At 67.2% G+C, this 22105-nt stretch carries 26 protein-coding genes; 13 read left to right on the forward strand and 13 right to left on the reverse strand.

The features are described 5' to 3' along the window. Positions 1-146 precede the first annotated feature (146 nt). Complete coding sequence (locus AUR65_RS03440) at positions 147-1088, forward strand: DMT family transporter (protein WP_058568382.1); 942 nt, start codon at positions 147-149, stop codon at positions 1086-1088. A 5-nt stretch (positions 1089-1093) separates the two neighbouring features. Here the strand turns inward: AUR65_RS03440 and thpR are convergent, their stop codons facing one another. Both thpR and AUR65_RS03450 read right to left on the reverse strand, forming a co-directional pair. Then, positions 1094-1648 (reverse strand): RNA 2',3'-cyclic phosphodiesterase, encoded by a 555-nt coding sequence (thpR, locus tag AUR65_RS03445; RefSeq protein WP_058568383.1) that lies wholly within the window; start codon positions 1646-1648, stop codon positions 1094-1096. 26 nt (positions 1649-1674) lie between these two features. Then, complete coding sequence (locus AUR65_RS03450; protein ID WP_058568384.1) at positions 1675-2289, reverse strand: histidine phosphatase family protein; 615 nt, start codon at positions 2287-2289, stop codon at positions 1675-1677. 91 nt (positions 2290-2380) lie between these two features. Here AUR65_RS03450 and AUR65_RS03455 point away from each other — a divergent pair, with 91 nt between their 5' ends. Then, entirely contained in the window at positions 2381-3121 is a 741-nt protein-coding gene (locus tag AUR65_RS03455) for a tetratricopeptide repeat protein (protein ID WP_004968869.1), read from the forward strand. A gap of 1 nt (position 3122) precedes the next feature. Further along, a complete protein-coding gene (locus tag AUR65_RS03460) occupies positions 3123-3425 on the forward strand; it encodes a DUF424 domain-containing protein (RefSeq protein ID WP_004968868.1) in 303 nt (100 codons plus the stop codon). Between the two features lie 39 nt (positions 3426-3464). Here the strand turns inward: AUR65_RS03460 and AUR65_RS03465 are convergent, their stop codons facing one another. Further along, the gene (locus AUR65_RS03465; RefSeq protein ID WP_058568385.1) at positions 3465-4514 is read right to left on the reverse strand and encodes a PAS domain-containing sensor histidine kinase; all 1050 of its coding nucleotides are present in this window, start codon (positions 4512-4514) and stop codon (positions 3465-3467) included. A gap of 225 nt (positions 4515-4739) precedes the next feature. Here AUR65_RS03465 and sufS point away from each other — a divergent pair, with 225 nt between their 5' ends. The 3 genes from sufS to sufU all read left to right on the forward strand — a co-directional run bounded on the left by sufS (position 4740) and on the right by sufU (position 7178). Beyond that, positions 4740-6014: a bifunctional cysteine desulfurase/selenocysteine lyase SufS gene (gene sufS / locus AUR65_RS03470; RefSeq protein ID WP_233194316.1), complete on the forward strand. Its 1275-nt coding sequence runs from the start codon at positions 4740-4742 to the stop codon at positions 6012-6014. A gap of 75 nt (positions 6015-6089) precedes the next feature. Next, on the forward strand, positions 6090-6677 hold the full coding sequence (locus AUR65_RS03475; RefSeq protein ID WP_058568387.1) for a mechanosensitive ion channel domain-containing protein: 588 nt from the start codon (positions 6090-6092) through the stop codon (positions 6675-6677). 72 nt (positions 6678-6749) lie between these two features. After that, on the forward strand, positions 6750-7178 hold the full coding sequence (gene sufU / locus AUR65_RS03480; RefSeq protein WP_004968864.1) for a Fe-S cluster assembly sulfur transfer protein SufU: 429 nt from the start codon (positions 6750-6752) through the stop codon (positions 7176-7178). 46 nt (positions 7179-7224) lie between these two features. Here sufU and AUR65_RS03485 read toward each other — a convergent pair whose 3' ends face one another. The 5 genes from AUR65_RS03485 to htpX all read right to left on the reverse strand — a co-directional run bounded on the left by AUR65_RS03485 (position 7225) and on the right by htpX (position 11771). Then, positions 7225-7638 (reverse strand): DUF1641 domain-containing protein, encoded by a 414-nt coding sequence (locus AUR65_RS03485; protein WP_058568388.1) that lies wholly within the window; start codon positions 7636-7638, stop codon positions 7225-7227. A gap of 10 nt (positions 7639-7648) precedes the next feature. After that, positions 7649-8794, reverse strand: a complete 1146-nt coding sequence (locus AUR65_RS03490; protein WP_058568420.1) for an NAD(P)/FAD-dependent oxidoreductase — start codon at positions 8792-8794, stop codon at positions 7649-7651. Between the two features lie 192 nt (positions 8795-8986). Then, positions 8987-10018: a DNA repair and recombination protein RadA gene (gene radA, locus AUR65_RS03495; RefSeq protein WP_058568389.1), complete on the reverse strand. Its 1032-nt coding sequence runs from the start codon at positions 10016-10018 to the stop codon at positions 8987-8989. Between the two features lie 259 nt (positions 10019-10277). After that, positions 10278-10883 carry a PspA-associated protein PspAB gene (gene pspAB / locus AUR65_RS03500; RefSeq protein WP_058568390.1) on the reverse strand — a complete coding sequence of 202 codons (606 nt, stop codon included), beginning with the start codon at positions 10881-10883 and terminating at the stop codon, positions 10278-10280. A gap of 6 nt (positions 10884-10889) precedes the next feature. Beyond that, positions 10890-11771: a zinc metalloprotease HtpX gene (htpX, locus tag AUR65_RS03505; protein ID WP_058568391.1), complete on the reverse strand. Its 882-nt coding sequence runs from the start codon at positions 11769-11771 to the stop codon at positions 10890-10892. Between the two features lie 124 nt (positions 11772-11895). Between htpX and AUR65_RS03510 the strand changes: the two genes are divergently transcribed. Together AUR65_RS03510 and AUR65_RS03515 are read left to right on the forward strand one after the other, a co-directional pair. Then, positions 11896-12534 (forward strand): phosphoribosyltransferase, encoded by a 639-nt coding sequence (locus tag AUR65_RS03510; protein WP_058568392.1) that lies wholly within the window; start codon positions 11896-11898, stop codon positions 12532-12534. A 77-nt stretch (positions 12535-12611) separates the two neighbouring features. Continuing rightward, complete coding sequence (locus AUR65_RS03515; protein ID WP_058568393.1) at positions 12612-13742, forward strand: 60S ribosomal export protein NMD3; 1131 nt, start codon at positions 12612-12614, stop codon at positions 13740-13742. Between the two features lie 142 nt (positions 13743-13884). Here AUR65_RS03515 and AUR65_RS03520 read toward each other — a convergent pair whose 3' ends face one another. Then, positions 13885-14079 carry a DUF7317 family protein gene (locus AUR65_RS03520; RefSeq protein ID WP_058568394.1) on the reverse strand — a complete coding sequence of 65 codons (195 nt, stop codon included), beginning with the start codon at positions 14077-14079 and terminating at the stop codon, positions 13885-13887. Positions 14080-14484: 405 nt separating this feature from the next. Continuing rightward, entirely contained in the window at positions 14485-16383 is a 1899-nt protein-coding gene (locus AUR65_RS03525) for a helicase C-terminal domain-containing protein (protein WP_058568395.1), read from the reverse strand. Between the two features lie 267 nt (positions 16384-16650). On the opposite strand from AUR65_RS03525, the gene AUR65_RS03530 reads away from it, so the two are divergent. Next, positions 16651-17178, forward strand: a complete 528-nt coding sequence (locus AUR65_RS03530) for a hypothetical protein (RefSeq protein ID WP_146047384.1) — start codon at positions 16651-16653, stop codon at positions 17176-17178. Here the strand turns inward: AUR65_RS03530 and AUR65_RS03535 are convergent. Continuing rightward, positions 17175-17378 (reverse strand): DUF7561 family protein, encoded by a 204-nt coding sequence (locus AUR65_RS03535; RefSeq protein WP_058568397.1) that lies wholly within the window; start codon positions 17376-17378, stop codon positions 17175-17177. The two genes, AUR65_RS03530 and AUR65_RS03535, sit on opposite strands and share 4 nt — an antisense overlap. Before the next feature lie 117 nt (positions 17379-17495). On the opposite strand from AUR65_RS03535, the gene AUR65_RS03540 reads away from it, so the two are divergent. The 3 genes from AUR65_RS03540 to AUR65_RS03550 all read left to right on the forward strand — a co-directional run bounded on the left by AUR65_RS03540 (position 17496) and on the right by AUR65_RS03550 (position 20175). Further along, positions 17496-18380, forward strand: a complete 885-nt coding sequence (locus AUR65_RS03540; protein WP_058568398.1) for a YkgJ family cysteine cluster protein — start codon at positions 17496-17498, stop codon at positions 18378-18380. 90 nt (positions 18381-18470) lie between these two features. Then, positions 18471-19403, forward strand: a complete 933-nt coding sequence (locus tag AUR65_RS03545; protein ID WP_058568399.1) for an NAD(P)H-binding protein — start codon at positions 18471-18473, stop codon at positions 19401-19403. Between the two features lie 76 nt (positions 19404-19479). Continuing rightward, the gene (locus tag AUR65_RS03550; RefSeq protein WP_058568400.1) at positions 19480-20175 is read left to right on the forward strand and encodes a DUF7530 family protein; all 696 of its coding nucleotides are present in this window, start codon (positions 19480-19482) and stop codon (positions 20173-20175) included. A gap of 29 nt (positions 20176-20204) precedes the next feature. Here AUR65_RS03550 and AUR65_RS19860 read toward each other — a convergent pair whose 3' ends face one another. Continuing rightward, positions 20205-20381 carry a DUF5786 family protein gene (locus tag AUR65_RS19860; RefSeq protein ID WP_199180556.1) on the reverse strand — a complete coding sequence of 59 codons (177 nt, stop codon included), beginning with the start codon at positions 20379-20381 and terminating at the stop codon, positions 20205-20207. Between the two features lie 156 nt (positions 20382-20537). On the opposite strand from AUR65_RS19860, the gene AUR65_RS03555 reads away from it, so the two are divergent. After that, positions 20538-21545 (forward strand): DUF5784 family protein, encoded by a 1008-nt coding sequence (locus tag AUR65_RS03555; protein WP_058568401.1) that lies wholly within the window; start codon positions 20538-20540, stop codon positions 21543-21545. 173 nt (positions 21546-21718) lie between these two features. Here the strand turns inward: AUR65_RS03555 and AUR65_RS03560 are convergent, their stop codons facing one another. Continuing rightward, the gene (locus tag AUR65_RS03560) at positions 21719-22003 is read right to left on the reverse strand and encodes a DUF5789 family protein (protein WP_004968845.1); all 285 of its coding nucleotides are present in this window, start codon (positions 22001-22003) and stop codon (positions 21719-21721) included. Positions 22004-22105: the final 102 nt, after the last annotated feature.

The following is a 22105-nucleotide window of genomic DNA, read 5'->3' on the forward strand; positions in this document are numbered from 1 at the left end:
ATCTTGTTCCTTCGCGTTTCAGGCGTGTGAGGGGCGTCCGCACGCCCGAATCGGCGAGAACCCGGCGTTCTCCCCGGGCCGGCGGCGCGGCTGGGCGGGCGGCCGAATCGACTCATTCAGTACCGTCGGCGCGAAAGCCGACGCGAATGAGTCGGGCCAAGACCGCCGTCGCCTTCCTCGCGCTCTCTGCCGTCTGGGGGAGCGCCTTCCTCGCCACCGACATCGCCCTCCGGACCGTCCCGCCGGCGTTCCTCGGCGCGGTCCGCTTCGACGTGGCGGCACTCCTGTTGTTCGCCGTCGCCCTCGCCCGCGGCGACCGGGTCATCCCCGCCGTCCGCGACGAGTGGCGGCCGATTCTCGCCGGCGGCGTGTTCAGCATCGGGGCGCACCACGCGCTCTTGTTCTCCGGACAGGTGTACGTCCCCGGCTCCGTGGCCTCAGTCCTCCTCGGCATCATCCCGCTCGCGACGCCGACGCTCACCCGCCTGACGGCCACCCGCGAGCGGCTCTCGGCGCACCGAATCGTCGGGCTCGTCCTCGGGTTTCTCGGCCTCGTCGTCATCGCCAACCCGGACCCCGGAAATCTACTGTCGTCGAACCTCGTCGGCGCGGTGCTCGTGTTCGGCTCGGCCGTCGCCTTCGCCCTCGGGGCGGTGCTGACCCACGACAGCGAGACGGGGATGTCGCTGCTCGCCGTGCAGGCGTGGATGATGCTCATCGGCGCGGTCACGCTCCACGTCACGAGCGTCGCCCTGCCGTGGGAGGCCGCCGCCGACGCGGCGTGGACCCAGACGACGCTCGTCGCCACCGGCTACCTCGCCGTCGTCGCCGGCGCGGGCGGCTTCCTGCTGTACTTCTGGCTCCTCGACCGGGTCGGCCCAATCGAGGTGAGCCTGCTCGAATACGTCATCCCGCTTTTCGCCGCGCTCGCCGACTGGACCGTCCTCGGGCGCGTGCCGACGCGCGCCACCGTCGCCGGTTTCGCGCTCATCTTCGCCGGCTTCCTGCTGTTCAAGCGCGACGTGATTCGGGGCGAACTCCGGCGTATCGTGGACCGGCGTCGCGGGCGGCGGCCGACCGACGACTGACGCGTCTACAGCGAGAACCGCGTCACCGTCTCGTACTCGGGGCCGTCGGGGCCGAGTTCGCTCTTCTTCAGGCGCACCTCGCGCACCCGAAACGACCCGATAGTCGGCGACTCGCCTTCGACGACGCGCCGTACGAGGTCCTTCCCGCGGGCGTCGTCCATGCGGGCGAGCGTGGCGTGCGGCGTGAAGTCGTGGTCCTCGGGGTCGAAGCCGATTGCCGTCGTCTCGCGCTCGATGGCTTCGTGCAGTCGCGTCAACTCGGCCGCGCCGTCGTCGATGCCGACCCAGACGACTCGAATGTAGTCCAGCGAGGGGAAGACGCCGAGGCCACCGACCGAGGCGTCGAAGGGGCCGACGCCCGCGGCCTCGACGGCCGATTCGACCGCGTCCTCCACTTCGCCGACGCGGTCCGACGACACCTCGCCGAGGAACTTCACGGTGACGTGCGCCTGCTCGGGGTCGGTAAACCGAAGCCCGTCCGCGTCCGAAAGCCGGTCCTGCACCGCGGCGACGCCCGCCGCGAGCGAGTCGGGGAGGTCGACGGCGAGAAAGCAACGCATGGCAGCTAGTTGACTCGAATCGGACGTTAACGTTCCGCCGGGTCGCGGTCGGCGTCGGCGCGGTCGTCCTCCTCGGGCGTCCACGTCCGGGCGATGCTGAACGCCTCGCCGTCCACGAACGTCACCTCGTACACGTCGGGCATCGTCAGCCCCGTCCAGAACTCGTGGCCGTAGCGCGGGTCGTAGGCGTTGAACACGAGCGCCATGAGCGTGCCGTGGGTGCCGACGACGACGTGGCGGTCGGGGTAGGCCTCGACGAGTCGGTCCACGGCGGCGACGCCGCGGGCCTGCGCCTCGGCGTGGGACTCGCCGCCGGGGTGCGAGGCGTTCGGGTTCGCCCAGAGGTGTTCGACAGCCTGTTCGAAGTCATCGACGTGCGACCCCGCGAGTTCGCGTTCGCGGAGGTCCTCGTCGACGATGAGCGGGGCGTCCGCCGCGTCGGCGACGCCCTCGACGGTCGCTCGGGCCCGCTCGTGGGGGCTGGTGGCGACCACGTCCGCGAGGTCGGCGAGGCGGGCGGTGACGCGTGCGGCGTCGCGACGACCGCGACGTGAGAGCCCGCGGGTGCGCTCGGCGTCGGGAACGTACGGAGAGTGGGCGTGCCGGACGAACGATACGACCGTCGTCGGGGGCGCGGACATTCGGAGACGCTCGCCCGCGGGAGGCTAAAAAGCGGTCGGTGTCGTCCCGCTGACGCAGCGTTTAACCGCCGTGACGCCCAAGCGCGGCTATATGACCGACGACGGCAAGCGACCCCACCGCTTCTCGGAAGGGCAGGGGTTCGACGAGGACTACTCCGACTTCTCGCTCGACCCGCCCGAACTCTCGGTGGACCCGACGAAGGTCGACCCGGTCGACTCGCGCGTCCTGACCGACATCCTCGACCAGCGGAACATCGACCCCGAGGACGTCGACATCGAGAAACTGCTCGACGTGGCGCTCTCGTACATGCAGATAAACCGCTTCGAGGAGGCCACAGAAGCGTTCGAGCGCGTCGCTCGGTTCGCCGGCGACGACGACGACATCGCCCAGGAGGCGTGGGTGAACAAGGGCGCGGCGCACGGCCAACTCGAAGAGTGGGACGAGGCCATCGGCTCCTACCGGGAGGCGCTCAAACTCGACGACGACAGCGAGCACGCCGCGACGGCCCACACCAACCTCGCGTACGCGCTCTGGGAGGCCGGCCAGACGGCCGACGCGCTCGACCACGCGGAGCGCGCCGTCGAACTCGACCCGCGCTTCCCGCAGGCGTGGTACAACCGCGGCTTCTTCCTCCACGAGCGCGGCCTCAACGAGGACGCCGTCAACGCCTTCGACAACGCCATCCGCCTCGGGATGCGCACGCCCGGCGTCCACGAGGAGAAGGCGCGTGCGCTCGAAGAACTCGGGCGCGACGAGGAAGCAGAACAGGCCCAGCAGCAGGCCGACGACCTCCGCGAGCAGGCCGAAGCGGAACTCGTCGAGGAGTACTAGGATGCTCCTCCGCGAGCGGGAGACCCCCGAAGGGCTCCTCGTCTCGGTCTGCGACCCCGACTGCATCGGCGAGACCTACACCGACGACGGCGTCTCGCTGGACGTGACGGAGGACTTCTACGGCGGCGACGAGGCCGAGACCGCCGACGAAGACGCCGTCGTGGACAGCCTCACCCGCGCGACCGTCGCCAACATCGTTGGCGAGGAGTCCGTCTCGGTGGCCATCGACGCCGGCCTCGTAGACGAGGAAACCGTCCTCGAAGTCGGCGGCACGCTCCACGCGCAACTGCTCTGGCTCCGCTGAGCCGCCGTCGAAAATCAGTTTCTCCGGGCCGTCGAGCCGCTACGACGACCGCTCGACGCCCGTCACTTCGAAGCGAGCGCCGCCGCCCTCGGCCTCGGTGACGACGATGTCCCAGTCGTGCGCGTGAACGGCCTGCGCGACGATTGACAGGCCGAGGCCGGTCCCCTCCTCACCCGTGGTGTAGCCGGCCTCGAACACCTCGTCGCGCTCCTCCGCGGGGATGCCGACGCCGTCGTCCTCGACGTAGAAGCCCGTAGCGTCGGCGTCGCTGTCGCCGTCGAGGACGCCGACCGTCACGGTCAGATGGTCGGTCCCGCCGTGCTCGACCGAGTTCCGAAACAGGTTCTCGAACACGTGTCCCAACAGGCCCGGGTCCGCCCGAAACTCGGCGGAGTCGGCGACGGCGAGTTCGGCCGAACCGGTGTCGACGTGCTCCCACGCGGCCGCCGCGCGCGTTTCGAGGTCGACCGTGGAGAGGTCCTCGACCGTGTCGTGTCGGGCCAACACCAGCGCGTCGGTGATGATGTCGTCCATCCGGTCGAGCGCACCGGCGACCTGTTCGAGTCCGTCGGCGTCGACCACCTCGCCGAGGAGCGATTCGACGTAGCCCACGGCGACCGAAAGCGGGTTTCGGAGGTCGTGCGAGAGCATCCGCGCGAGGTTCTGGAGGCGTTCGGCCCGCTCTTCGGCCTCCAGTTCCGCGCGCTTTCGGTCGGTGATGTCGAGGTGCGCAACCTGGACGTAGGTGTCGCCGTCGTCGGTGAAGCGAGTCGCGCGCATCGTGAACCAGAGGTGCTCTTCCGGCGTTTCACAGGGATACTCGAAGGAGAACTCGTCTCTGTCGCCGTCGATAACGGCTCGGATTCCCTCGCTGGCCGTCGTCGCGTCGGCGTCGGTGCTGAGGTCGCAGACGCCGAGGTAGTTCGTACCGATGGAACTGCTGTCGCCCTGATAGTCGTTTTCGTTGCCGAACTCCCGCCACGCGCGGTTGGTGTAGACGATGACGCCCTCCTCGTCCAGAATCGCGAGTTGCGTCGGGAGCGCGTCGAGGCTCGAAAACGCGAGCGAGGACGAGGTGACGTTCGACATTGTCTCCTAGACGAACGTGAGCTACTTGATTCGTTTGGGTGGGGGGGCCGACACGTCGCCGCCGCGTCGCGGTCGTAATCGCGTCACCGTCGCATCGCCGTCGCGTCACCGTCGCGTCACCGTCACCGGCCACAGTTGCCGGCTGACGAAACCGGAATCGGTTGCAGCACCGCGTGCGGACCGAAGACGTGTTGTGCCTACGGGGGTAACTCACACCCAATGAGAGTGCAGGAGTCGTACCCCGTCGACGTCGACGCCATCCGCGCGGATTTCCCTATCCTCCAGCGGAAGGTCGGCGGCGACATCTCGACGCCGGGTGAGCACGACGACGACGACACGCCGCTCGTCTACCTCGACAACGCCGCGACGAGCCACACGCCGGAGCAGGTCGTCGACGCCATCATCGACTACTACCACGGCTACAACTCGAACGTCCACCGCGGCATCCACCACCTGAGTCAGGAGGCCTCGGTCGCCTACGAGAACGCCCACGACCGCGTCGCGGAGTTCATCGGCGCGTCCGGCGGCCGCGAGGAGGTCGTCTTCACGAAGAACACCACCGAGTCGATGAACCTCGTCGCCTACGCGTGGGGCCTCGACGAACTCGGGCCGGGCGACTCGGTCGTCATGACCGAGATGGAACACCACGCCTCGCTGGTCACGTGGCAGCAAATCGCCAAGAAGACCGGCGCGGAGGTGCGCTACATCCGCGTCGACGACGACGGCCGCCTCGACATGGAGCACGCGAAGGAACTCATCGACGACTCCACGAAGATGGTCTCCGTCGTCCACGTCTCGAACACCCTCGGAACCGTCAACCCGGTCTCCGAACTCGCCGATATGGCTCACGAAGTCGGAGCCTACGCCTTCGTCGACGGCGCGCAGTCGGTCCCGACCCGTCCCGTCGACGTGGAGGACATCGACGCCGACTTCTTCGCCTTCTCGGGCCACAAGATGTGCGGGCCGACCGGCATCGGCGCGCTCTACGGCAAGCGCGACATCCTCGAGGAGATGCAGCCGTACCTCTACGGCGGCGAGATGATTCGGAGCGTCACCTACGAGGACTCCACGTGGGAGGACCTCCCGTGGAAGTTCGAGGCCGGCACGCCGCCCATCGCGCAGGGCGTCGGCTTCGCCGCGGCCGTGGACTACCTCGACGACATCGGCATGGAGAACGTCCAAGCCCACGAGGAACTGCTCGCGGAGTACGCCTACGACCGCCTCGGCGAGTTCGACGACATCGAGATTTACGGCCCGCCGGGCGACGACCGCGGCGGCCTCGTCGCGTTCAACCTCGACAGCGTCCACGCCCACGACCTCTCGAGCATCCTCAACGAGCAGGGCGTCGCCATCCGCGCCGGCGACCACTGTACCCAGCCGCTCCACGACAAACTCGGCGCGGCGGCCTCGACGCGAGCGTCGTTCTACATCTACAACACGAGAGAGGAAGTCGACGCGCTAATCGACGCCATCGACGCGGCTCGCGAACTGTTCGCCTGAGTACGGCCGCGTTCCCCTTTTTACCGACCGCCCTCCCCCCAATGCCTTTGTTCCGCTGACACGTCGTCGGAGCGTATGCTCCAATCGCTGACCGGCTTCCTCGTCGAGACGCTCCGCGAAACCGTCGCGGAGTTCGGGACCGCGGTGCAGGACGCCGCACCGAAGGTGCTCACCGCGGTCGTCTTCCTCGCGCTCGCCTACGTCGGCATCAGAGTGATACTGTTCGTCGTCCGGGGCGTGCTCGACGGGCTGTACCCCGAAGAACAGGACCTCGTGGTCGAACTCGGCGTCGCCGTCGCGGGCGTGTTCCTCTGGTTCGGCGCGGCGCTCGCGCTGTTGAACATCGTCGGCATGACCGAGGTCGCGGCGAGTCTCGGCACCGCGACCGGCTTCATCGCGCTGGGCGTCTCCTACGCGCTGTCGAACATGATAGCCGACACGGTGGCGGGCGTCTACCTGCTTCGGGACCCCGATTTCAACCCCGGCGACCGGGTGAAAGCCGACCCGGTGACGGGGACGGTCAGCTCCATCGAACTCCGAAAAACGCGATTCGAGAGCGACGAGGGCGACACCGTCGTCGTGGCCAACCGCGACGTCGAAAAGAAGTGGACGAAGTACGACGTGGACGCCCCCGAAGACGCGTCGGCGGCCGACGCGACGTAAGCGGCGAATTCGGCCGAATCGCCGGCCCCGGAATCCTTTTACGGCGCTCGGGCGTAGCCCCGACGAACACCAATGGGCATTGGCTCAGACATGTATCGTCAGCAGATAATGGACCACTACAAGAACCCCCGGAACCACGGTCGGCTGGAGTCGCCGACGTTCACCCACACCGGGGAGAACCCCTCCTGCGGCGATACGATTACGATGGACGTGCAGCTCGCCGACGACGGTGAGACCATAGAGCGCGTCGCGTTCTCCGGCGATGGCTGCGCCATCAGTCAGGCGTCCGCGAGCATGCTCACCCAGCGACTGCCGGGCACGACGCTCTCGGAGCTGGAAGCGATGGACACCGACGACATCACCGAGATGCTCGGCGTCGACATCTCGCCGATGCGCATCAAGTGCGCCGTCCTCGCGCGACAGGTCGCACAGGACGGCGCGAAGATTCACGACGGCGAGATAGAAATCGAGCAGACGAAGACCGAAGACGGCGACGACTGAGCCGCCTTCGGCCGGCGGCGACCCACCGAGCCGAACGCGATTCGAGCTATTCTGCTTCCGTCCCCGCGCCGAGCGCCGCAGCCAGCGCGACGAGGTAGCCGAGTCCCGCCTTGACCTCGGGGTCGCGGGTGGCCCGCAGGAGGCCGACCGCGCCCACGGGCGACGCCTCCGCCTCCTCCGCGTCGCCGACGGCGCGAAGCAGGCGCTTCATCCCGGCGACGGTGTCGGGGTCGGAGGCGTCGTCGGCGACCTCTGCGAGCGAGGTGCCGGTCCGCGCGAGCGACCGGACCATCTCGTCGTCGAGCGCGCCGACGCCGAGTTCGAGCACGTCGATGAGGTCGTTGACGAGACCCATTCGCTCGACGAGGAGCGCGACCTCCTCGGGGTTGTTCTCGATGGCCCGGACGAGTTCGTCGGGCACCTGCTGTTCGGTCGTCGTGGTTGATTCGTGGTCCTGCATTGGTCTCACCTCAGAGCATCCCCCTGGCGGTCAGCCAGTACGATTCGTTGTAGGCGTGTTTCGCCCAGTGGATGGGCTTCGACGGCTGGCGCATCGTCGCGGGCGTCTCGTAGTCGAACGAGACGAACGACGCCTCGTCGAGGCCGGTCTCGACGAAGCAGACGGTCTTGCCGTCGTACCGCTTCGTCGGCGTGCGACCCCGGACCTCCGAGGCGATTCGCTCCGCGACCGTGAACGCCTGGAAGTGCGCCGCGCTCCCGGCTTTCGGGATGGGGAGCGCCGCCGTGTCGCCGATGGCGTACACGTCCTCGGCGGCGGTCGCGCGGAGGGTCCGCTGGTCGACGTCGACCCAACCGGCGTCGCCGAGACCCGAGTCGATGATTAACTCGTCGCCGCGGTGCGGCGGGATACCGACCAGTAGGTCGTAGTCCACTTCCGCACCGTTCTTCGCCGAGACGACCCGTTCGTCCGGGTCGACGGCGTCGACGACGAAGTCGGTCTCGACGCGGACGCCCCGTTCGGCCAGAATCGGGTCGGCCCACTCGGCGACCTCGGGCTTCCCGTGGCTCCGCTCCATCGGGTACGTGTAGACGAGGTCGGTGTCCTCACGCAGACCGCGGCTCCGGAGCCAGTCGTCCACGATGAGCGTGAATTCGAGCGGCGCGGCCGGGCACATGTGGGGCGTCCCGACGACGCTCAACACGAGGCGACCGCCCTCGAACTCCGCGAGCGCGTCGCGGAGCCGTTCGGCCCCCTCGGCGCTGTAGAAGTGGTGTGCGCCCTCCCGGAAGCCGGGGACTGCGTCGGGGTCGAGCTTCGCGCCGGTCGCGAGGACGAGCGTGTCGTAGTCGAGCACCTCGTCGCCGTCCTGACAGTAGAGGCGCTTTTCGTCGGTGTCGACGCGACGGACGCGGTTGGTGACGATGTTCACCCGCTCGTCGACGAGGTCCCGCAGGTCGCGGACGCCGTCCTCCGGCTCCGCGACTCCGAACGGAACGTACAAGAACACCGGCTTGTAGACGTGTTTCGTGTCGTCGGAGACCAGCGACACCTCCACGTCGCCGTCGTCTATCTCCGACGCGAGTTCCTCGGCGAGACGGTTCGAAACCACCGTCCCACCCGTGCCACCGCCAACGACTACGATTCGGTTCGTCATGGAGTTCACCTACCTAAACGGTGGGCCGCCGACGGGATAGTATTGCAAGCTATTTCCAACATTATGAGAACCAAGCGACGGCGCGGCCGCTCGGGAGACGAGGGGAAGGGGAGAATGTGGGGTGAGACGGAGGGTGTGGGGAGACGGGGATTGTGGAGTCGCGTGAAATCGGCCGAACGGCCGAGCGTCGGCTTACTCGGGCTTGAGACCGGCGTCCTGCACGCGCATGATGGCCTCGCCGTCGGCGAGGTTCGGCGCGTCCACGAGGCGGACGATACGCTTGTCGCCCTTGGACTTGCGGAGGTAGATGCGGAACGTCGAGGTGTGGCCGAGGATGTTGCCACCGATGGGCTGGGTCGGGTCGCCGAAGTAGGAGTCGGGGTTCGACGCGACCTGGTTGGTGACGAGGATGCCCGTGTTGAACAGGTCGCCGATGCGCATCAGGTCGTGGAGGTGCTTGTTGAGCTTCTGCTGGCGCTCCGCGAGTTCGCCGCGGCCGACGTACTCGGCGCGGAAGTGGGCGGTGAGCGAGTCCACACAGAGGAGGCGGACCGGCCACTCGGTGTCCTCGTGCTCGCCGGCGAGTTCCTTGGCCTTCTCGGCGAGGAGAATCTGGTGGTTGGAGTTGAACGCCTTCGCGACGTGAATCTTGTCGAGGAAGTCGTCGACGAGCGCCTTCATGGTCTCCTCGTCGTCGATGGAGCCCTCCATCTCGCGGTCTTCGAGCGTCGCTTCGAGCGCCTCGTCTTCGAGCCCGCGGACCATGTCGTCGATACGCTCGGGACGGAACGTGTCCTCGGAGTCGATGAAGATGCAGCCGCCGCCGAGGCCGCCGAGTTCCGGCGGGAGCTGGACGTTGACCGCGAGCTGGTGGGTGATCTGGGACTTCCCGGCACCGAACTCGCCGTACACCTCGGTGATGGACTGCGTTTCGAGGCCGCCGCCGAGGAGTTCGTCCACTTCGTCGATCTGCCAGCTCAACTTGCCGATCTGCTGGCGTCGTTCGAGGACCATCGAGCCGGTCTCGAAGCCGCCCACGTCGGCCGCGTCGCGGGCCGCGTTGATGATGTCGGAGGCCGTGCTGGAGCCGATGTCGGCCTTGTTCGACAGTTCGCCGGGGCTGGCGACCGCGATGGACTGATAGCTGTCGTAACCGCTTTCGACGAGTTTGTCGGCTGTCGCCGGGCCGACGCCGGGGAGACTTTCGAGGTCGTCTTCTGCCATACCCAGTCGTTCCGCCTATACCCTCATAAACCCTCGTTAACAGCAAGGTGAAAGTGAAAACGGGGGACGTGGTGGGGTCGGTAATCGGGTCGTTGCGGAGGTTCAAGGGCGATGTCGCGGGAACGGGGACGAACGGTCGAAAAACTGGGACGGGTTCCGAGACGGGCCGGAGCCCAAGCTAGCGCGAAAGTAAAACCGAGTCGAAAGAGAAGACAGAGGAGTCGACCGCGAGCGAGTCAGAAACGTCGGGAGCGCGCGGTCAGTCCCACGGGTGGCCGTTCGGCGTCGACGGCCACAGCGGGTACCAGTAGCTCTCGTCGTCCTCTATCGTCAGTTCGCCGTCGAGGACGGATTCGAGTTTGAACTCCAAACTCTGATTCCGCGACGAGGTGCCCTGCGGGGCGAAGGGGTAGTACGCCCCGCGGCGGAACGAGTAAATCCAGTAGGCGCGGTCGCCGTCGCGCTCGAAGCCGAACAGGGCGGCGAGCAGGCGCGACCCGTAGCCGCGCTCGATGAACTCGTCGGCGGCGAAGTGGACGCTCGTCACGAGGTCCTCGGGGTCGTCGTCGGCGAGGACGACCCAGTTGTAGCCGTGACCGTCGGTGTGGCGGCGGAACTCGGTGCCGGTCTCCTCGCCCCCGGCGGTGAGGATGTCCTCCACGGCGTCGACGGTGTCCGCGAAGTCGGTGCTATCGACGGAGGAGAAACAGAGCGCCGCCTCGTCGGCCGAGTCGAACCGGAGGTCGGCCTCCATCGTGAGGTACGCCGTGCTCATCCCGAAGAGGTCCTCGGGGTCCGCTTTGGTGGTCGCGTCGGACTCGGCGCTGATGCCGAGCATGGCGCGGAATGAATCGAACAGCCCCATCGGCGCTTAGACGGTCTCCATCTCGCGCTCCATGTCGCGGAGGCGCTCGACGCGGTTCTCGGTGGAGGGGTGGGTGCTGAACAGGCGACCGATGAAGTCCGACTTGATTGGGATGATGAAGAACGCGTTCATCTCCGAGGTGTCGCGCATGTCGCGCTTCGGGACGTTGTCCATCCGGCCCGAAATCTTGAGGAGCGCGGACGCCAGCGCCGAGGGGCGGCCGGTGATGACGGCGGCCCCGCGGTCGGCGGCGTACTCGCGGTACCGCGAGAGCGCCCGAATCAGCAGATACGAGATAATCCAGACGACGAGCGACGCGAGGATGGCGACGATGACCGGGGCGTTCTGGCGGTTGTCGTCGCCGCCGAAGAACCAGCCCCAGCGGACGATGAGGAAGGCGATGCTGGAGAGGAACGACGCGATGGTCATGACCATCACGTCGCGGTTCTTCACGTGCGCGAGCTCGTGGGCGATGACGCCCTCTAACTCGTCGTCGTCGAGGGTGTCCATCAGGCCGGTCGTGACGCAGACGGCCGAACTCTTCTGGGAGCGACCCGTCGCGAAGGCGTTCGGGACGCGCGTGTCGGCGATAGCGACCTTCGGCTTCGGGAGGTCAGCCTGCTGAGAGAGGCGACCGACCATCGCGTGGAGCTTCCGCGCCTGCGGGCCGTCGTCCTCGTCGACGACGCTCGCGCCCATGCTGTACAGCGCGATTTTGTCGCTGAAGAAGAACTGCGCGAAGAGGAAGACGCCCATGAACCCGGCCATGACGGCGAGGCTCTGGAAGTAGGCGAACAACACCCCCGCGAAGACGATGTAGAGGGCGAACAGGAGGAACATCGTGAGCGCCATCCGCCCGCGAAGTCCCCAGTCCGGTTTCCAGTTCATACCACGTGATTAGTAATCCGGCTAATAAACGCTGTTGGAGTGCGAAGGTGTCGCACGCGACCGCCCCAATCGTGAAGAATCGGGATATACCGTTTTGCCGCGGGAGCGCGTAGTTCCGGGTGACATGTTCGCCGATAGGGAAGACGCGGGCCGCCGACTGGCGGACCTGCTCGACGAGCGAGAAGAGACGGCGGACCTCGTGTTGGCCATCCCGCGGGGCGGCCTCCCCGTCGGCAGGGAGGTCGCAGACCGCCTCAGAGCGCCGCTGGACGTGGTGGTCGCCTCCAAGGTCGGCGCGCCGGACAACCCCGAACTCGCCGTAGGGGCGGTCGCCGGCGACGGGAGCGCGTGGTGGAACGACGACCTGCTTTCGTATCTCGACGTGGGCGAGGACTATCTCGACCGCGAGCGCGAGCGCGAGGCCGAGGCGGCGAGAGAGAAGGTTTCGCTGTACCGCGGCGGCGACCCGCTTCCCGACGTGGCCGGGAAGCGCGTGGTCGTCGTCGATGACGGCGTCGCCACGGGCGCGACTGCCCGAGCGTGCCTGCGGCAAGTCGTCGCCGGCGGCGCTGAGCGCGTCGTCCTCGCGGTCCCGGTCGGCCCGCCGCACACCCTCTCGGACCTCGAAGCCGAGTGCGACGCGGTCGTCGCGGTCGAGTCGCCGGAGGCGTTCGGGGCCGTTGGCGCGTTCTACCGCGACTTCGCGCAGGTGTCCGACGAGGAGGCCGCGTCGTATCTGGGCGACGGGGCGAGCGGGGACTGAAGCGAGTCGCCGACGGCCGGCGCTCGCCGGCGAGCCGTGACGCCGAACTTAAGCGGTCGAACGGACTAGAGCCGCCAATGAGCGAATCCCGCGACTTCTGCCCTCGGTGCGGCGACCCGGTTCCGGAGCGACCGGAACCGCTCCCCGGGATGCCGCGCGAGCGCGACGACGTGCTCTGCGACTCGTGTTACTTCGAGGACTTCGACCTCGTGGACGCGCCCGACGAGGTGCAGGTCCGCGTCTGCGCGCAGTGCGGCGCGATTCACCGTGGTAACCGGTGGGTCGACGTCGGCGCGCGCGACTACACCGACATCGCCATCGAGGAGGTATCGAACTCCCTCGGCGTCCACCTCAACGCCGAGGAGGTCCGCTGGGGCGTCGAACCCGAGCAGGTCGACGAGAACAACATCCGGATGCACTGCCACTTCTCGGGCGTCGTCCGCGGCACGCCGCTGGAGGAGTCCGTCGTCGTCCCGGTGAGCATCGCCCGCGAGACCTGCCAGCGCTGCGGCCGCATCGCAGGCGGCTACTTCGCCAGCCTCGTGCAGGTCCGCGCCGACGACCGGACGCCGACGACTGACGAGGCCGAGGCGGCCATCGAAATCGCCGAGTCCTACATCGCGGAGCGCGAGGAGAAAGGCGACCGAGACGCGTTCATCTCGAGTATCAAACGGACGCCCAACGGGCCGAACATCAAGATTTCGACCAACAAGATGGGAAGCGGCGTCGCCAAGCAGATTCGCGAGCGCTTCGGCGGCACCATCGAGGAACACCCGACGCTCGTCACGGAGGACGGCGACGGCAACGAGGTCTACCGCGTCACGTTCGTCGCCCGCCTACCGCGGTTTACCGCCGGCGACATCATCGACCCCGAAGACGGCGACGGGCCGGTCCTCGTGCGGAGCAACCGCGGTCGGCTCAAGGGGACGCGTCTCACCTCCGGCGACCCCTACGAGTCGGAGTTCGAGGAGGGCGAGCGGCCCGAAGCGGAGGACCTCGGCTCCGTCGAGGACGCGGCGGAGACCACCGTCGTCACCGTCGAGGACGAACACGCCGTGCAGGTGCTCGACCCCGAGACGTACGAGGCGAAGACCATCCCGCGGCCGGACTACTTCGACCCCGACGCGCCGACGGTGCCGGTCCTCAAGAGCCAGTCGGGACTGCACATCCTCCCCGAGGAAGTCGTCGAGAGCGAAGACGAGGAGTGAGTGGGCACGGCGAAGCGTAAGTAGGCGAAGACGAGGAGAGGCGGAACGCGGCGACGACGTTTTTCCGAATCGTGGGCCGAGAGCGACGGAGCCGACAGAGCAGTCGCTGGGAGACGGGAGACAATCGAACGACGGAACAGAATCAGTCGGCGCTGGCCGGCCGGTCCGCCGAGAGGGACGCGGCCGGAGCGTCGTCTTCGTGCACGGGCACACCGTGGCGCTGGAGCGCGAGGAGCAGGTCGTCTTCGGAGTAGCCGGATCGAGCGGCCGCCTGCGAGAGTGTGAGTGTCCCACTACGATACAGTGTCATCGCCGTGGCGAGTGCGTTGGTGTGCATGGCCGATACTCCACCATTCAGGGGCATTGGTGTTAACTATTTCGTGAGAAAGCGTGTCAAAGACGAAGTTAGGAGAACTATAGCTTTACAAATGATAGGCTATCTTCGCAACACGTTCGCCAAACGGCTAAACACATTAACAATCATTGAGGAAATGTGTCGGAGGCGGCGATTCTCTTGGACACTATGGCGATTTTTGCCGCTCAAACGGTACGAGATGGCATGACACCGAGAGGACGGACGCGTCCGCCGGGGGTCGGTTATCACTCGTGGGAACCGGTTCAGAAACGTTAATTACCGGCCGTCCAACGCACTGCCATGGACCGACAGCAGGTTATCGCGCTGACGCTCGTCGCGCTCATGATTGGGTCGGCGCTGCTCTCTGGGGCCAGCCTCTTCCTGTAATCACTCGCCCCACACGTCGGAAAGCGGGTGATTGCTCCGGCCGCTGTCGTCGGAGCCACCGGACGAGCCGCCGCTTTTTCGACCGCCGGAACCGCTGGACGACGTGCCGCCGGAACCGCCCGCGCGACTCCCCGAAGAGCCCGGGCCGCGCCGCGAGCCAGAGCCACCACCCGACGCTCCGGACGACCGACTCGTCGAACCACCGAGGTTCGCGGTCCCGCCGGGCGCGTTACCCGCGTTACCCCCGCGGCCGCCCGCCGCGACGGGGTCGAACTCGGGGAGGTCGGGTTTCGTCATGCGGTCGACCTGCGCCGCGAACCAGTCGGGCATGTCGGTCCGCGTCTTGTCGAACAGTTGGAGCAGACTGCTGTCGGCGACGTAGGTGTCGCCGTAGTCGTCGGGCGCGCGCACGACCCGCCCGCACGCCTGAATCACGGTCCGGAGGGCGGCGCGGCGGTACCACGCCCACTGGCCGTCTTCGAGGCGGCGGGCGACTCTGGAGTCGTTCGTGTTGAGGTAGGGCGCTTTGCAGAGCACCTGCCAGCGGCAGAGGTCGCCTTTCAGGTCCAGCGCCTCCTCCATCTTCACGGAGAGGAACACCTCCGGGCGGTCGGTCGCCTTCCACGTCTCCAGTTCCACGTTTCGGTCGTCGCGGTCGTGGCCGCGGACGCGGTTGCCGAGGCCCATCTCGGCGAGGCGGCGGCGAAGCTCCGCCTGAATCGCGTAGGAGTGGCAGTGAATCAGCCCCTTCTCGTCGGGGTGTTTCGCCATCAGACGGACGGCGAGGCGGGCGATTTTGGGGAGCGTCTCGTCGCGGTGCTCGTAGGTCATCTTCCCCTGCGTCACGTCGTACAGCGGGCGGTTCTCGACGGGGAAGGTGTGTTCGACGTCCACCAGCGCGACCTTCGAGGGGTCGAGGCCGACCGAGCGACAGAACGCCGCCTTGTTCAGGATGGTCGCCGACAGGAGCGCGAACTTGTTCCCGCGGTCCCAGACGGTGTGTTTGAGGTACTTCGCGGGGTCGAGCGGCTTGATGGCGATTGGCGACCCCTCGCCGTCGTGCTGGTCGACGACCCACGTCGTCGGGCTCTGGGGGTCGCGGTAGTCCTCGACGAACCACTGCAGCTCGCCGATGAGCTCCTGCAGGCGGTCGCGGCGGGCGGCCTCCTCGGGCGTCAGTTCGGACTTCGTCAGCAACTCGTCTTTCTCGCGCTTGCAGACGCCGACGAGCGCCTCCGCGAAGCGCGAGGCGCGTTCGACGGGGTCGCCCGCGGCCGCCACGTCGGGGACGCCGATGTCGTCCCACACCGGGACGGTCCGGGGCTTCAGGTCGATAGTCGCGTACATCTCGGCCCACTCGGCCAGTCCGTGAGCCTCGTCGACGACGACCACGTCGCGCTTTCGGAACACGTCGGAGCCGGCGGTCTGCATGAAGTACGCGAGTGTCATCGCCGCGATTTGACGGTTCGAGGCGATGGCGCGGTCGGAGAAGTACGGACAACGGTGCCGAACGGAGCAGTCGAAGCCGCGCTTGCGGGCGCAGGGCGCGCGGTCGACCGGAGTCTCTTCCTCGCCGCGGATGATGCAGTTGTAGTTGGACTTGCCGCGGATTATCTTGAGGTCCGAAAGCAGGTCGTCCTCGGCCACGTCGTCGAGTTGCGACACCTGCGGGGTCGTGTAGTAGGCGTCGGTCGCCTGCGCGGGCGACGTCTCGTCTACGGTCGCCGCCGACCCCGCGATGGCGCGGGCGAGAAGCGACTTGCCGCTCCCGGTCGGCGCGCGGACCAAGACCACGTCGTTGCCGTCGGCGAAGGCGTCGCGGATGTCGCGCAGGGCCTGCTCCTGCGCGCCGCGGAAACTGGGGGCCGGAAACGAGTCGATGATGCGCGACGGGTCCACGGTCGATGGAGTCCTCGGACGGGCCTAAATCCACCGCTCGGGAAATCAGTTCATAACCAAACCGGGTACTGTCGAACAGCAGACATGGGCTGGAAAAACGTGCTTGAGGAAGTCGCCGAAGAGTTCGTTGAGAACCCCCTCAACTTCGTGACCGAAGATGATGTACAAGTTCGACTGGCACATCGTCTTCACGAGTACCTCGAAGCGTCCGATGGCGAGTCCCCATTCGCGGAATGGAGAGACCCCGAGTTCGATTACCGACACAGCATGCGATACAAACAGAACTATCGCAAGCAGATGGAAGAAAAACTGAAAGATGCAGGGTCGATTCGACGAGTCCACACCGAGCCGACGACCCGAACGACGGACGAGGAGGGACACAATTTCGTCGACGTCGTCGTCTTTCGAGACCACATCGACGGAGTAATCGAGTGGACGAGTTCGGGGTCGAAGCGATACCCGCGAGACGCAATCGAAGTCGCGATTGAACTCAAGTTCGTGAAGAATCTCCGTAAGCCCGAGACACCGGAAAGTGGAGAAACGGCAAGAGACACCTATCTACTGAAAGATATTCAGTCGCTCCGCAATCGCACAGCAGAAGGAACCACGCGGTACTTCTTCGTCGTCTCGCTCCTCGACCACCTCTACGTCGACGATAACCACGACCCGGTAGAATGGAAAAACGAGCAGTACGCCGAGTGGGGTCAGCAAGCACAGCGGTGGCTCGCCGACAGCGCCGGAGACGTGCAGATACTCTACGTCACACCGATGCAGAAGACGTGGTTGACCGATTAGAGCGCCGCCACGTCCTCAGCGGTCGGTTCGCGGTCGCCCGACAGTCGCTCCATGCAGTCGAAACAGAGGAAGTGTTCGGAGCCGTCGACGAGTTCCAGCGTCATCCCGCCGGACGAGGAGGTGGGGAAGTTCCAGAGGTCGCCGATGCCGCCGGCGATACGGACGCCCTTCCCGCAGGCGTCGCACGGTTCGGAGGTCATGAGGGAACCGAGGACCCGAGGCGGCAAAAGCGCCCCGCCGCGTCGTCGAGAACGTAACCGACCGGCGTCGGCGACCCGCCGGGAGATTCTTGTCGGCTGGCGTATAACTTTCGTGGCATGCGCGTCGACTGCGAAGGCTGTGCGGGCTGCTGTATCGACTGGCGTCCGGTCGCGCCGGTCCCGCTCGACCACGAGCGCCGCGGGCCGCGCGCGCCGCTCGACGACACCTACAACCTCGTCCCGCTGACCCGTGACGAGATTCGTGACTTCGTCGAGGCCGGACTGGGCGACGTTCTCACCCCGCGGCTGTGGGAAGCGCCGCCGGGCGAGGGCGTCGAAATCGACGGCGTCGAAGTCGCCGCAATCGCCGGGAAGCCGGCGTTCTTCGTCGGCATGCGCAAGCCGCCGAAGCCCGTCGCGCCGTTCGGACTGGAGCGGACGTGGCTCCGGGCCTGCGCGTTTCTCGACCCCGAGACCCTCCAGTGCCGCATCCACGACACCGAGTTCTACCCCGACGAGTGCGCCGAGTATCCGGGCCACAACCTCGTCCTCGGAAAGGAGACCGAGTGCGAGCGCGTCGAGCGACACCACGGGGGCGAGCGCCTGCTCGACGACACGCCCCCGGAGGACCTCCACGGCCTGCTCCTCGGCCCCCACGCCCTCGGCGCGAAGGTGTTCGTCCACCCCGAGCCCGAACGGTTGGCCGGGACCATCGAGCACCTCAAAACCCGCGACCTGACCCCGGAAGACCGCGCGGAGTTCGTCGGCGTCGCGGTCGGGTCGCACCCCGGTTCGACCGAGGTCGACGACGACCGCGCCTCGCGGGCGCGTGCGAAGACGCTCGAAAGCGAGTCGTGGGCGGGCGAAGCCGTCGCCGCGTGGGACGCCGTCGCCGGTCACCTCGGGAGCGCGGCCGACGACGCGCCGGACCCCGACGAGGTCGAAGTCGCTCGCGGCGCGCCGGAAACTCCCGGCTGGGACGCGGTTCGCGGCGACGACTGACCCGCGGGCGGCGAGCGACAGGGGAGGCGACGGACCGCGGTCAGGTCAGCGGGCGATACGTTAACATCGTGAGCGACGCTACCGTATCTCATGAGAGTTCTCGTGACCGGTGCGACCGGGTTCGTCGGCCGGCACCTCGTGCCCCTCCTCCTCGACGCCGACCACGACGTGGTCGTCTTCGTCCGCGACGCGGCGCGCTACGACGGTCCGCCCGGCGTGGAGATGGTCGAAGGCGATATCTTCGAACCGGCGACGCTCGCCCCCGCGATGGCGGAAGTGGATGCGGCGTACTACCTCATCCACTCGATGCACGCCGGCGGCGACTTCGAGGCGCGCGACCGCCTCGCCGCCCGCAACTTCGTCGACGCCGCCGAGGACGCCGGCGTCGGGCGCATCGTCTACCTCGGTGGGCTCGGCGAGGACCGCGACCGACTCTCGGCGCACCTGCGGTCGCGCCGCGAGGTCGAACACATCCTCGCGTCGGGGTTACCCGACCTCACGACGCTCCGGGCGGCCATCATCGTCGGCGCGGGGAGCGCGAGCTTCGAGATGGTCCGGCAACTCGCCAAGCGCCTCCCGGTCATGGTGACGCCGCAGTGGGTCGAGACGCGGTGCCAACCCATCGCCATCACCGACGTGGTCGCCTACCTCGCGGGCGTCCTCGACCACCCCGAGACGGCGGACGAGACCTACGAAATCGGCGGCCCCGACGTGTTGACCTACCGGGAGATGCTCCAACGCGTCGGCGCGCAGTTGGGCCACGCGCCCCGAATCGTTCCCGTGCCCGTGTTGACGCCGCGGCTCTCGTCGTACTGGATTGGCCTCGTGACCGACGTGGACACGGGGGTCGCCCGTCCGCTCATCGAGGGGCTGAAGAACCCCGTCGTCGTCGGCGACGACCGCATCCGCGACATCGTCGAGGTGGACGAGACGCCGTTCGACGCCGCGGTCGAGCGGGCGCTCCGCGAGGAGCGTGAACTCCGGGAGCAAGCCGTCGAACCGGCGTCGACGACCCCGACGTGAACGGGACTCGGACCGCCCGCCCGCGCGCCCCGAGCGCGGCGGCGATTGATATACCGCGGGGCCGTAGGGGTGGGATATGAACGACGCCCCGGAGTACGGCGAGACGTGGGTGTACGAGAGCATCGTCGGCGCGCTCCCGGGCGTGAACATCGGCGAGGCGGGGGCGATTGCCCTCCAAATCGTCGTCTTCGAGGTCGCGGTGCTCGTCTTCGCGTGGGTGTACGACCTGTGGGCCGCGGCGGTCGCGGGCACCGCGGCCATCGTCGTCGCGGCCGCGGGAAGCGTCGTGATGCTCCGCATGGGCGAGTGGACCCGCGCCGCGAGGGTTCCAGCGCCCTATCGACGCCTGCTGTTCGGGTCGAGCATCGAGGTCGTCCTGGGCGTGCTCGCGTTCGTCGCGCTCGTGACGCACCTGTTCGTCTTCGACCCGCGACAGCCGGGGACGCCGCTCATGACGACGCTGTTCGGCCCCGAACCGCCGGTCGTGGTCGTCTACCTGACGCTGCTCGTCCTCTGGGACCTCTGTTACCGAATCGGCACGTCGTGGTGGGCGGCGGTCGTCGGCCTCTGGGGCGCGGTCCGCTACCGGTTCGACGGCCCGACCGCCGGGACGGTCAGGCGAGTGAACCTCCTGAACGTCGGCTTCGCGGTCGCGCAGGTGCTGTTGCTCCCGTTCGTCGCGGACCAGCCGGTGCTCCTGCTCGCGGTCGGCGGACACGTCGTCGCCGTGACCGTCGTCTCCGTAACGGCGGCGGTGCTAACGAGGACGTGAGGGTACGCAGGAACTGGAGAAGTTACGGGTCAGTCGTCCGACTTCATCCGCTTGAACTGTTCGAGCAGCGCGTCGGTCGAGTCGCCGGAGTCGTACTCGATACTGCCGCGGTAGGTCTTCCGGTCGTCGTCGGTGCCGGGTTCGACCTGGCTCGTCATCCGCTCGCGGCGTTCGTGTTCGGCTTCGTCGTATGCCCCCATTGACATGGTTCGACTTACCATGTGGGAGTGTGACACATATAGCTATCGGAGAAATTCACAATCGTGATACTCGGGGGGAGGCGCGACAGAAGGGGTAGGGAACGGCCGAAAACGGGCCCCGAGGCAGGAAAGGGTAAAAACAATCGCCGAACTACACCGTGTGTGGCACGCCCGCTTCGCTTTCGTTACGCCCCCGGACGCTGGGACGACTCGCGCATAGCCCGCGATATCCTCCAGCCGCTCGACGCCAACCTCGGCGCCGAGATGGGTGCACCGTGGTACGCACCGCCCGAGGGGTACGAGGCCCGTCGGTTCGATATGGACAACGGCGACACCGCCCTCTTCGCGTGGACCGACGACCACGCCTACTGGATAGGCAACACCGAGACGCCGAGTTCGCTGTGGCGGACCGACAAGGAAGGGTTCGACGAGGCCCCCTTCGAGGTCTCCCGGTGGGCCCAGCGCGAACTCATCGCCGAGCTGTTCGACCAGTCGCCGTGGCTGAAGCCCTATCCGCACCTCTCGTGGTTCTTCCTCCCGGTGTTCCTCTCGAAGGACGGCCGCGAGACGACCCGCGAGTTCTTCCACGACCACGCCGCGGGCTTCCCCGACGCGACCCGCGACGAGGCCCTGGAGTTCTACGAGTCGTTCTTCGCCACGGGCGTCCTCGACGAGTACCGCGAGGTCATGGCCGGAAAGCTCGGCACCTCGGAGTACTTCGACCCGATACGGATGGCCGCCGCGATGGGCGAGTTCGACGTGGCGTACCTCCTCGACGAAGCCGGCTACGACATCACGCCCGAAATCGCCGTGGCGACCGGCCACTCCATCGACTTCCGCGCCGAGAACACCCGCGCGGGCGGCGCGCTCATCGAGGTGACGCGCCCGCTCCCGCCGAACCGACGCTCCGTGAGCAACCCCATCGCGGCCATCCGCGACACGGCGCAGACCAAGACCAACGGCGAGGGGCAACTCGCGGAACACGGCGGCGGCGTGACGCTGTTCGTCGACTGCTCGTCGTTCCCCGACGACGACTGGGCCGCCATCATGGGCGAGAAGCCCGACGTTCGGCATCGGCCGGCCGTCGTGTTCCGGCTCCGCCCGTCGGGGCAGGTGGACGGCTACTCGAAGGGGTCGGTCCCGGTGGACCTGCCGTGGCTCTCTGACTGACGCGTCGTTCCGGTCGGCTGTCGGCCGTTTTTACCCGTGAGCGACGGGAATACGGTCGTCACAGCGAGAATCAGCGAATCGACGGGGTCAACGAATCAACGAACGAGACGCCGAGCCGACGGCTCAGGGGTCGCGGTCAGAAAGAAAAAATCGAGACGAGACGAGAACCGACCTCAGAACGAGACCATCTCTGGTCCGTTCTCACCGAGCGGGGACGGGTCGCGGTCGCTGTAGTACCGACGACCGATTGCCTCGTGGCCGACGCCGGTGAAGAGGGCGTCCCGCACGTCCTGCGGGCACGTGTACGTCTCGTCGCCGAGACGGGCCAGAATCTGTGCGACAGTTTCCTGGCCGTTCTGTAGCTCGATTACTTTGTCGCCGTATCGTTGGGCGAAGTCGGTCGAGCTAATCGGGTATTCGTGGCGATCGATGGCGTCGCCGAGTCCGTTCAGGCGCATTACACCCACAGCTGTGTCGCCATCATTCTTAATGATTTTCCATGTATTTGATTAGTGCCTTTGCAGTCCTTAATCGTCCTTAATGATGGACTGGGCGCAACG

The organism is Haloferax marisrubri (assembly GCF_001469875.2).
Taxonomy (GTDB): domain Archaea; phylum Halobacteriota; class Halobacteria; order Halobacteriales; family Haloferacaceae; genus Haloferax; species Haloferax marisrubri.

Coding starts and splice junctions, on each gene's coding strand:
- AUR65_RS03440 (WP_058568382.1), top strand. CDS start 147: ATGAGTCGGGCCAAGACCGCCGTCGCCTTCCTCGCGCTCTCTGCCGTC.
- thpR (WP_058568383.1), bottom strand. CDS start 1,648: ATGCGTTGCTTTCTCGCCGTCGACCTCCCCGACTCGCTCGCGGCGGGC.
- AUR65_RS03450 (WP_058568384.1), bottom strand. CDS start 2,289: ATGTCCGCGCCCCCGACGACGGTCGTATCGTTCGTCCGGCACGCCCAC.
- AUR65_RS03455 (WP_004968869.1), top strand. CDS start 2,381: ATGACCGACGACGGCAAGCGACCCCACCGCTTCTCGGAAGGGCAGGGG.
- AUR65_RS03460 (WP_004968868.1), top strand. CDS start 3,123: ATGCTCCTCCGCGAGCGGGAGACCCCCGAAGGGCTCCTCGTCTCGGTC.
- AUR65_RS03465 (WP_058568385.1), bottom strand. CDS start 4,514: ATGTCGAACGTCACCTCGTCCTCGCTCGCGTTTTCGAGCCTCGACGCG.
- AUR65_RS03475 (WP_058568387.1), top strand. CDS start 6,090: ATGCTCCAATCGCTGACCGGCTTCCTCGTCGAGACGCTCCGCGAAACC.
- sufU (WP_004968864.1), top strand. CDS start 6,750: ATGGGCATTGGCTCAGACATGTATCGTCAGCAGATAATGGACCACTAC.
- AUR65_RS03485 (WP_058568388.1), bottom strand. CDS start 7,638: ATGCAGGACCACGAATCAACCACGACGACCGAACAGCAGGTGCCCGAC.
- AUR65_RS03490 (WP_058568420.1), bottom strand. CDS start 8,794: ATGACGAACCGAATCGTAGTCGTTGGCGGTGGCACGGGTGGGACGGTG.
- radA (WP_058568389.1), bottom strand. CDS start 10,018: ATGGCAGAAGACGACCTCGAAAGTCTCCCCGGCGTCGGCCCGGCGACA.
- pspAB (WP_058568390.1), bottom strand. CDS start 10,883: ATGGGGCTGTTCGATTCATTCCGCGCCATGCTCGGCATCAGCGCCGAG.
- htpX (WP_058568391.1), bottom strand. CDS start 11,771: ATGAACTGGAAACCGGACTGGGGACTTCGCGGGCGGATGGCGCTCACG.
- AUR65_RS03510 (WP_058568392.1), top strand. CDS start 11,896: ATGTTCGCCGATAGGGAAGACGCGGGCCGCCGACTGGCGGACCTGCTC.
- AUR65_RS03515 (WP_058568393.1), top strand. CDS start 12,612: ATGAGCGAATCCCGCGACTTCTGCCCTCGGTGCGGCGACCCGGTTCCG.
- AUR65_RS03520 (WP_058568394.1), bottom strand. CDS start 14,079: ATGCACACCAACGCACTCGCCACGGCGATGACACTGTATCGTAGTGGG.
- AUR65_RS03530 (WP_146047384.1), top strand. CDS start 16,651: ATGCGATACAAACAGAACTATCGCAAGCAGATGGAAGAAAAACTGAAA.
- AUR65_RS03535 (WP_058568397.1), bottom strand. CDS start 17,378: ATGACCTCCGAACCGTGCGACGCCTGCGGGAAGGGCGTCCGTATCGCC.
- AUR65_RS03540 (WP_058568398.1), top strand. CDS start 17,496: ATGCGCGTCGACTGCGAAGGCTGTGCGGGCTGCTGTATCGACTGGCGT.
- AUR65_RS03545 (WP_058568399.1), top strand. CDS start 18,471: ATGAGAGTTCTCGTGACCGGTGCGACCGGGTTCGTCGGCCGGCACCTC.
- AUR65_RS03550 (WP_058568400.1), top strand. CDS start 19,480: ATGAACGACGCCCCGGAGTACGGCGAGACGTGGGTGTACGAGAGCATC.
- AUR65_RS19860 (WP_199180556.1), bottom strand. CDS start 20,381: ATGTCAATGGGGGCATACGACGAAGCCGAACACGAACGCCGCGAGCGG.
- AUR65_RS03560 (WP_004968845.1), bottom strand. CDS start 22,003: ATGCGCCTGAACGGACTCGGCGACGCCATCGATCGCCACGAATACCCG.